The sequence below is a fragment of the Streptomyces sp. NPDC059456 genome (assembly GCF_042750055.1).
GTDB lineage: Bacteria > Actinomycetota > Actinomycetes > Streptomycetales > Streptomycetaceae > Streptomyces.
This window is the reverse complement of the sequence record NZ_JBHYVA010000321.1, coordinates 1-9,132: the sequence shown is the minus strand read 5'-3', so window position 1 is coordinate 9,132 and position 9,132 is coordinate 1. Positions and strand designations below refer to the sequence as shown.

The 9,132-nt window shown below is 68.5% G+C and carries 7 protein-coding genes and 1 pseudogene; all 8 read left to right on the top strand.

Annotation, left to right across the window (positions count from 1 at the left end; translation table 11 throughout):
• Positions 1-71: 71 nt before the first annotated feature.
• Positions 72-821: pseudogene (locus tag ACFXA3_RS25040) on the top strand (TetR family transcriptional regulator); the annotation flags it as partial.
• A 409-nt stretch (positions 822-1,230) separates the two neighbouring features.
• Entirely contained in the window at positions 1,231-2,568 is a 1,338-nt protein-coding gene (gene ccrA, locus ACFXA3_RS25035) for a crotonyl-CoA carboxylase/reductase (protein ID WP_385190358.1), read from the top strand.
• Positions 2,569-2,599: 31 nt separating this feature from the next.
• Entirely contained in the window at positions 2,600-4,651 is a 2,052-nt protein-coding gene (locus ACFXA3_RS25030; RefSeq protein WP_385190355.1) for a protein meaA, read from the top strand.
• Positions 4,648-5,622 (top strand): HpcH/HpaI aldolase/citrate lyase family protein, encoded by a 975-nt coding sequence (locus tag ACFXA3_RS25025; protein WP_385190353.1) that lies wholly within the window; start codon positions 4,648-4,650, stop codon positions 5,620-5,622. Before ACFXA3_RS25030 ends, ACFXA3_RS25025 begins: the two co-directional genes overlap by 4 nt.
• A gap of 4 nt (positions 5,623-5,626) precedes the next feature.
• A complete protein-coding gene (locus ACFXA3_RS25020; protein WP_030155134.1) occupies positions 5,627-6,139 on the top strand; it encodes a MaoC family dehydratase in 513 nt (170 codons plus the stop codon).
• 2 nt (positions 6,140-6,141) lie between these two features.
• The gene (locus ACFXA3_RS25015) at positions 6,142-7,347 is read left to right on the top strand and encodes an acyl-CoA dehydrogenase family protein (protein ID WP_385190351.1); all 1,206 of its coding nucleotides are present in this window, start codon (positions 6,142-6,144) and stop codon (positions 7,345-7,347) included.
• Between the two features lie 186 nt (positions 7,348-7,533).
• Positions 7,534-8,190, top strand: coding sequence for a phosphatidylserine decarboxylase (locus ACFXA3_RS25010; protein ID WP_030868027.1), 657 nt, complete (start codon positions 7,534-7,536; stop codon positions 8,188-8,190).
• Positions 8,191-8,263: 73 nt separating this feature from the next.
• Positions 8,264-9,046, top strand: coding sequence for a CDP-diacylglycerol--serine O-phosphatidyltransferase (locus tag ACFXA3_RS25005; RefSeq protein WP_376193511.1), 783 nt, complete (start codon positions 8,264-8,266; stop codon positions 9,044-9,046).
• The last annotated feature ends 86 nt before the right edge of the window (positions 9,047-9,132 follow it).

The window sequence follows — 9,132 nt, the reverse complement described above, 5'->3', positions numbered from 1 at the left end:
GGGGGGCGGGTTCTTTTGTTTAACCCCCCCCCCCCCCGCCCCCCGCCCCCCGGGGGGGGGGGCCCCCCCCCCGGGGGGCCCCGCAGCGGCTCAAGATGCGGCGCGAGCTCGCCGCCGCCGCGATGGAGCTGTTCGCGACCAAGGGGTACGAGGCGACGACGGTCGACGAGATCGCCGCGACGGCGGGGGTGGCGCGCCGGACGTTCTTCCGGCACTTCCGGTCCAAGGAAGAGGCGATCTTCCCGGACCACGACGACACCCTGACCAGGGCCGAGGCCGTGCTGGACGTGGCCCCGGCGCACGAGCACCCGCTCGACACGGTGTGCCGCGGGATCAAGGAAGTCATGAAGATGTACGCCGCCTCGCCGGCGGTGTCGGTGGAGCGCTACCGGCTGACCCGCGAGGTGCCGGCGCTGCGGGAGCGGGAGATCGCCTCGGTGGCCCGCTACGAGCGGCTGTTCACCCGCTACCTGCTGGCCCACTTCGACGAGACCGACCACCACGACGGCAATGACGACCCGCTGCTGGCCGAGGTGGCCGCCTCCGCGGTGGTGACGGCCCACAACCACGTACTGCGGCGCTGGCTGCGCGCGGGGGGCCAGGGGGACGTGGAGGCGCAGCTGGACCACGCCTTCTCGATCGTGCGGAAGACCTTCGGCACGGGGATCGGCGCGGGCCGGACCCTGACCACCGGGCCGGCCCCGGCCGCGCCGGCGGAGGTCCGTACGCAGGGCGAGGTGCTGGTGGCGGTGGCCCGGACGGACGCCCCGCTCGACGAGGTCATGCGGACCATCGAGGAAGCGCTGAGAAACAAGCAGTAGACACACGAGTCACGCACATCACAGTGGCCGCTCCCGTTCCGGGGGCGGCCGCTTTTGTTTGTCCGACTTGCCCCTACTCGCCGGTAACTCTGATCGATCATCGCTCATATGCGCAGGTCAATAGGCAAATGAGAGAAAGTTTTGGCACGCGGTGCCTTGCTGAGTGACACGGGGTGCCATACGTTGAATCTCGTCCGGATGTCCCCGCGGTCCACGCCCACTCGGCACGAACCGCGCCCCGGATGCCTGCGTCACCAGGCACCGCACGCCCCACCACGGGCGTCGCCCGCACCACAGCTCCGCCGGACCGACGGCATTCCGCAGCACCCGCAGCACCACACCACACCCGTTCCACGCACCCGCGTATCCCTCAGCGCACCCTCATCAGCGCTTCGCCGGAGGCAACACCGTGAAGGACATCCTGGACGCGATCCAGTCGCAGGCCGCTACGCCCGCCGACTTCGCGAATCTGCCGCTCCCCGACTCGTACCGCGCGATCACCGTGCACAAGGACGAGGCGGAGATGTTCGCCGGGCTCACCACCCGCGAGAAGGACCCGCGCAAGTCCCTGCACCTGGACCAGGTCCCGGTGCCGGAACTCGGCCCGGGCGAGGCCCTCGTGGCCGTCATGGCCTCGTCGGTCAACTACAACTCCGTGTGGACCTCGATCTTCGAGCCCGTGTCCACCTTCAGCTTCCTGGAGCGCTACGGGCGCCTGTCGGAGCTCACCAAGCGCCACGACCTCCCGTACCACGTCATCGGCTCCGACCTCGCGGGCGTCGTGCTGCGCACCGGCCCCGGCGTCAACGCCTGGAAGCCCGGCGACGAGGTCGTCGCGCACTGCCTCTCGGTCGAGCTGGAGTCCTCCGACGGCCACAACGACACGATGCTCGACCCCGAGCAGCGCATCTGGGGCTTCGAGACCAACTTCGGCGGCCTGGCGGAGATCGCACTCGTCAAGTCCAACCAGCTGATGCCCAAGCCCGGCCACCTCAGCTGGGAGGAGGCCGCCTCCCCCGGCCTGGTCAACTCCACCGCCTACCGCCAGCTGGTCTCCCGCAACGGCGCCGGCATGAAGCAGGGCGACAACGTCCTGATCTGGGGCGCCAGCGGCGGCCTCGGCTCGTACGCCACCCAGTTCGCGCTGGCCGGCGGCGCCAACCCGATCTGCGTGGTCTCCTCCCCCGAGAAGGCGGACATCTGCCGCGCGATGGGCGCGACCGCGGTCATCGACCGCAACGCCGAGGGCTACAAGTTCTGGAAAGACGAGCAGACCCAGGACCCCAAGGAGTGGAAGCGCTTCGGCAAGCGCATCCGCGAGCTGACCGGCGGCGAGGACATCGACATCGTCTTCGAGCACCCCGGCCGCGAGACCTTCGGCGCCTCCGTCTACGTCACCCGCAAGGGCGGCACGATCACCACCTGCGCCTCGACCTCGGGCTACATGCACGAGTACGACAACCGCTACCTGTGGATGTCGCTCAAGCGGATCGTCGGCTCGCACTTCGCCAACTACCGCGAGGCCTGGGAGGCCAACCGCCTGGTGGCCAAGGGCAAGATCCACCCGACGCTGTCCAAGGTCTACTCCCTGGAGGAGACCGGCCAGGCCGCCTACGACGTCCACCGCAACCTCCACCAGGGCAAGGTCGGCGTCCTCGCGCTCGCCCCCGAGGAGGGCCTGGGCATCCGCAACCAGGAGCTCCGCGCCCAGCACATCGACGCCATCAACCGCTTCCGCAACGTCTGAGACGTCCGAGGGCCCAGAGGGACAGCCTGAGATGACAGAGCGCCAGAAAGACCGTCCGTGGCTCATGCGGACGTACGCCGGCCACTCCACGGCCGAGGCGTCCAACGAGCTGTACCGCCGCAACCTCGCCAAGGGCCAGACCGGCCTGTCGGTCGCGTTCGACCTTCCGACGCAGACCGGCTACGACCCCGACCACATCCTCGCCCGCGGCGAGGTGGGCCGGGTCGGGGTCCCGGTCTCCCATCTGGGCGACATGCGGCGGCTGTTCCAGGACATCCCCCTGGAGCAGATGAACACCTCGATGACGATCAACGCCACCGCCATGTGGCTGCTGGCGCTCTACCAGGTGGCCGCCGAGGAGCAGGGCGCGGACATCGCCCAGCTCCAGGGCACCACCCAGAACGACATCGTCAAGGAGTACCTCTCGCGCGGGACGCACGTCTTCCCGCCCGGGCCCTCGCTCCGCCTGACGACGGACATGATCGCGTACACGGTCAACCACATCCCGAAGTGGAACCCGATCAACATCTGCTCGTACCACCTCCAGGAGGCCGGGGCCACCCCGGTCCAGGAGATCTCGTACGCGATGTCCACCGCGATCGCCGTACTGGACTCGGTGCGCGACTCGGGCCAGGTCCCGGAGGATCGTTTCGGCGAAGTGGTCGCCCGCATCTCGTTCTTCGTGAACGCAGGCGTCCGCTTCATCGAGGAGATGTGCAAGATGCGCGCCTTCGGCCGCATCTGGGACCAGGTCACCCGCGAGCGCTACGGCATCGAGAACCCCAAGCAGCGCCGCTTCCGGTACGGCGTCCAGGTCAACTCCCTGGGCCTGACCGAGGCACAGCCGGAGAACAACGTCCAGCGCATCGTGCTGGAGATGCTCGCGGTCACCCTCTCCAAGGACGCCCGCGCCCGCGCCGTGCAGCTGCCCGCCTGGAACGAGGCGCTGGGCCTGCCCCGGCCCTGGGACCAGCAGTGGTCGCTGCGCATCCAGCAGGTCCTGGCGCACGAGTCCGACCTGCTGGAGTACGAGGACATCTTCGCCGGATCCCACGTCATCGAGGCCAAAGTCGACTCCCTGGTCGCCGACTGCCTGGCCGAGATCGACCGGATCCAGGAGATGGGCGGCGCGATGGCCGCCGTCGAGTCCGGGTACCTGAAGTCCCAGCTCGTCTCCTCCCACGCCGAACGGCGGGCCCGCATCGAGGCCGGCGAGGACAAGATCGTCGGCGTCAACTGCTTCGAGCAGACCGAACCGAACCCGCTCACCGCCGATCTCGACGGCGCGATCATGACGGTGGACGGGGCCGTGGAGGCCCTGACGGTCGAGCGGATCGGCCGCTGGCGCGCCGAGCGGCAGGAATCCTCGGACCGGCAGGGCGGCGGCGACCCGTTCGTCTTCCCGACGGTGATGCAGGCCCTGGACCGCCTGAAGGAGGCCGCCGCCGGGACCGAGAACCTGATGGAGGCCACCCTCGAATGCGCCCGGGCCGGTGTCACCACCGGCGAGTGGGCGAACGCCCTGCGCGAGGTCTTCGGCGAGTTCCGCGCCCCGACCGGGGTCTCCTCGGCCCCGGTGGCCGTCACCGCCGAAGAGGGCACGCCGATGGCCCTCGTCCGCGAGAAGGTCGCCCGGACCGCCGAGGACCTGGGCTCCGGCCGACTGCGCCTGCTGGTCGGCAAGCCCGGCCTGGACGGCCACTCCAACGGCGCCGAGCAGATCGCCGTACGGGCCCGCGACGCCGGGTTCGAGGTGGTCTACCAGGGCATCCGGCTGACGCCCGAGGAGATCTCCTCTGCGGCGCTGGCCGAGGACGTGCACTGCGTGGGACTGTCCATCCTGTCCGGCTCGCACAGCGCGCTCGTGCCGGACGTGCTGGAACGCCTCCGTACCGCGGGGGCGGGTGACATACCCGTCGTCCTCGGCGGCATCATTCCGAACGCCGACGCCATCGCGCTCAAGGCGGCCGGAGTCGCCGCCGTCTTCACACCCAAGGACTTCGGCATCACGGAGATCATCGGCCGTATCGTCGACGAGATCCGGAAAGCGAACAAGCTCGACCCTCTGGAGGTCCCCGCATGACCACGCCCACGTCTCCCGTGAACCGGCTGCGGCCGCGCCGCTCCTGCCTCGCGGTGCCGGGCTCGAACCCCCGCTTCCTGGAGAAGGCCCAGGGCCTGCCGGCCGACCAGGTCTTCCTCGACCTGGAGGACGCCTGCGCCCCGCTCGCCAAGGAAGGCGCCCGCCACACCATCGTGGACGCGCTGAACAACGGCGACTGGACCGGCAAGACCCGGGTCGTGCGCGTCAACGACTGGACCACGCACTGGACGTACCGCGACGTCATCACCGTCGTGGAGGGCGCCGGCCAGAACCTCGACTGCATCATGCTGCCGAAGGTCCAGGACGCCCAGCAGGTCGTGGCGCTCGACCTCCTGCTGACCCAGATCGAGAAGACGATGGGCTTCGAGGTCGGCAAGATCGGCATCGAGGCGCAGATCGAGAACGCCAAGGGCCTGGTCAACGTCGACGAGATCGCCGCCGCCTCGCCGCGGCTGGAGACCATCATCTTCGGCCCCGCCGACTTCATGGCCTCGATCAACATGAAGTCCCTGGTCGTGGGCATGCAGCCGCCCGGCTACCCGGCGGACGCCTACCACTACATCCTGATGCGGATCCTGATGGCGGCCCGCATGCACAACCTCCAGGCGATCGACGGCCCCTTCCTCCAGATCCGCGACGTGGACGCCTACCGCGAGGTGGCGGGCCGGGCGGCGGCGCTGGGCTTCGACGGCAAGTGGGTCCTGCACCCGGGCCAGGTCGAGGCGGCCAACGAGGTCTTCTCCCCCTCCCAGGAGGACTACGACCACTCCGAGCTGATCCTCGACGCCTACGACTGGTGCACCTCCGAGGCCGGCGGCAAGAAGGGCTCGGCCATGCTCGGCGACGAGATGATCGACGAGGCCAGCCGCAAGATGGCCCTGGTCATCGCGGGCAAGGGCCGCGCCGCCGGCATGCAGCGCACCACCAAGTTCGAGATCCCGGAGGCCTAGGACCATGCAGTTCGGACGCACGTACGAAGAGTTCGAGGTCGGCGCGGTCTACAAGCACTGGCCCGGGAAGACGGTCACCGAGTACGACGACCACCTCTTCTGTCTGCTGACCATGAACCACCACCCGCTGCACATGGACAGCAATTACGCGGAGAACACGACCGACTTCGGCAAGAACGTCGTCGTGGGCAACTACATCTACTCGCTGCTGCTCGGCATGTCCGTGCCGGACGTCTCCGGGAAGGCCATCGCCAACCTGGAGATCGAGTCGCTGCGGCACGTGGCGCCGACCTTCCACGGCGACACCATCTACGGCGAGACCACGGTCCTCGACAAGACCCCGTCCAAGTCGAAGAACGACCGCGGGATCGTCTACGTGGAGACCAAGGGCTACAAGCAGGACGGCACCCTCGTCTGCGTCTTCCGGCGCAAGGTGATGGTCCCGACCGAGACGTACATCAAGGAGCGCGGCGGCGAGCAGCCCGGCCGCCCGCAGCTGAAGGAACAGGGGAAGTAGCCATGGCCCGACTCGCCCAGACCGCCGGGCTGACCGACGTCCAGCGGGAGATCCTCAAGACCGTCCGGGAGTTCGTCGACAAGGAGATCATCCCGGTCGCGACCGAACTCGAACACCGTGACGAGTACCCGCAGCAGATCGTCGACGGCCTCAAGGAACTCGGCCTCTTCGGGCTGATGATCCCCGAGGAGTACGGCGGCCTGGGTGAGTCGCTGCTCACCTACGCGCTGTGCGTGGAGGAGATAGCGCGGGGCTGGATGTCCGTCTCGGGCATCATCAACACCCACTTCATCGTGGCGTACATGCTCAAGCAGCACGGCACGCAGGAGCAGAAGGACCACTTCCTGCCCCGCATGGCGCTGGGCGAGGTGCGCGGCGCGTTCTCGATGTCCGAGCCGGCGCTGGGCTCCGATGTGTCGGCCATCACGTCCAAGGCGGTCAAGGACGGCGACGAGTACGTCCTCAACGGCCAGAAGATGTGGCTGACGAACGGCGGCAGCTCCACGCTGGTGGCGGTCCTCGTGCGAAGTGACGAAGGACACCCCGAGGGCACGGCCCCGCACAAGTCGATGACGACCTTCCTCGTCGAGAAGGAGCCGGGCTTCGGTGAGGTCCGCCCGGGCCTGACCATCCCCGGCAAGATCGACAAGATGGGCTACAAGGGCGTCGACACGACCGAGCTCATCATGGATGGACTGCGCATTCCGGCCAATCGGGTCCTCGGCGGCCAGACCGGCCGAGGGTTTTACCAAATGATGGACGGCGTCGAGGTCGGCCGCGTGAACGTGGCGGCGCGTGGTTGCGGCGTCGCGCAGCGTGCGTTCGAACTGGGTGTCTCTTATGCCCAGCAACGTCACACTTTCGGCAAGGCCATCGCCGAACACCAGGCCATTCAGTTCAAGCTGGCCGAGATGGCTACCAAGGTCGAGGCCGCCCATGCCATGATGGTCAACGCAGCACGCAAAAAGGACTCCGGGGAACGAAACGACCTCGAGGCAGGGATGGCGAAGTACCTCGCCTCCGAATACTGCAAGGAGGTGGTGGAGGGCGCCTTCCGTATCCATGGCGGCTACGGGTTCTCCAAGGAGTACGAGATCGAGCGCCTCTACCGCGAGGCGCCGATGCTGCTGATCGGTGAAGGTACGGCCGAGATCCAGAAAATGATCATCGGTCGACGACTCCTCGAGGAGTACCGACTGCAGGGCTGAAAGTCCCTTTTGCGGCGGATCCTCCATGGGTTCGTCGCAAAAGAATCACTGGCAGTCACTGGCTGACGGCCATCGACTCGGCTTCTGGCTTGCCCAGTTGTTGCGTGCAACCGATAGCATTCCAGTAAAGCCGCCGTCCCGTCCCCCTGTTTGCGGCGCGGCAATCACCCGCTACGAAGGTCATCCATGCCCCACAGCCAAACCTCTGCACCTCGCGTCGGCATCCTCGGTGGACGTCTCGCACGCGGAGCATCGCCGTGGCTTCTGCCGACCGTCGCCACCGCTGCGCTCAGCCTCACCCGGGCCCGCAAGTCCGGCCGCTGGGCGGCAGTGGCCGTGCCCACCACCGCTCTCGCGGCGGGCATGCTGTGGTTCTTCCGCGACCCCGAGCGTGAGATCACGCAGGGCCGTGTCATCTCGCCCGCCGACGGTGTGGTGCAGAGCATCATGCCGTGGAAGGACGGACGGACCCGGGTCGCGATCTTCATGAGCCCCCTGAACGTCCACGTCAACCGCGCGCCCCTCGCGGGCACAGTGACGTCCGTGGAGCACATCCCCGGCGGGTTCGTCCCGGCGTTCAACAAGGAGAGCGAGAACAACGAGCGCGTTGTCTGGCACTTCGACACCGAGCTCGGCGACATCGAGATGGTGCAGATCGCCGGCGCCGTCGCACGCCGCATCGTCCCGTACCTGCCGGCCGGTACCAAGGTGGAGCAGGGCGAACGCATCGGTCTGATCCGCTTCGGCTCCCGCGTCGACATCTACCTCCCCGAGGGTGTCGAGGTCGCGGTCGAGGTCGGCCAGGCCACCACCGCGGGGGTGACCCGAATTGACCGTGACTGACCCTGAGACTCCCACCACACCGTCGGGTGGGTGGGTCCCCGAGGCCGCCGAGGAGGAGTCCGCCGAAGACGACATGCCGCTCTCGCTGCGGCTGTCGATAGCGGACACCCTCACCCTCGGTAACGCGACCTGCGGATTCATGGCGGTGTACTTCACCACCACCGGAATCCTCATCCCGCACCTCACCGGCAGCGGCGAGTCGGGCATGGCCCGGCACAGCGCGGCGACCGCGGTGATACTGATGCTCCTCGCGGCGGTCTTCGACCTCTTCGACGGCATCGTGGCCCGCAAGCTGCGCAGCTCGCCGATGGGCGCGGAACTGGACAACCTGTCCGACCTGATCAGCTTCGGGCTGGCGCCGGCGTACTTCGTGCTGGTCTACGGCATGGTCGCCGACGACGCACACCAGAAGATGTCCGCACTGGCGGCGATCGTGGTGCTGCTGGCGGTGGTCCTGCGGCTGGCGAGATTCAGCTGCGTGACGATGAAGGACGGCATGTTCCAGGGCATGCCGAGCCCCTTCGGCGCGCTGACGGTCGTCTCGATCGTGCTGCTGGAGCTGCCGTTCGTCCCGACGCTGCTGGCGATCATCGGGGTGGCCTGGCTGATGGTGAGCCGGGTCGAGTACCCGAAGCCGCGGGGTGTCCTCGCGGTGGCGATGCTGAGCTGGATCGTCGGCGCGATGGGCCTGCTGGCGGCCTGGGCGTTCGACGCCCCGGGCGGGCAGCTGCTGCTCCAGACCGGCTGCGCACTGCAGATCGCTCTGGCGGCGACCATCCCGCTGTTCGCGACGACCCGTCGCGCGAACACGTTCCGCCACAACCGCCGCGAGGCGCGTGCGGCGCAGCTCCCGTAACACGGCTCCCGAAGGGCCCCCCCCCCCCAGGTGCCGCGGGGGCCCTGGCCCTGTGGCGGGGCCCCCCCGGCCCCCGGGCCGCCGGG

Coding starts and splice junctions, on each gene's coding strand:
- ACFXA3_RS25015 (WP_385190351.1), top strand. CDS start 6,142: ATGGCCCGACTCGCCCAGACCGCCGGGCTGACCGACGTCCAGCGGGAG.
- ACFXA3_RS25005 (WP_376193511.1), top strand. CDS start 8,264: ATGCCGCTCTCGCTGCGGCTGTCGATAGCGGACACCCTCACCCTCGGT.
- ACFXA3_RS25020 (WP_030155134.1), top strand. CDS start 5,627: ATGCAGTTCGGACGCACGTACGAAGAGTTCGAGGTCGGCGCGGTCTAC.
- ACFXA3_RS25030 (WP_385190355.1), top strand. CDS start 2,600: ATGACAGAGCGCCAGAAAGACCGTCCGTGGCTCATGCGGACGTACGCC.
- ACFXA3_RS25010 (WP_030868027.1), top strand. CDS start 7,534: ATGCCCCACAGCCAAACCTCTGCACCTCGCGTCGGCATCCTCGGTGGA.
- ACFXA3_RS25025 (WP_385190353.1), top strand. CDS start 4,648: ATGACCACGCCCACGTCTCCCGTGAACCGGCTGCGGCCGCGCCGCTCC.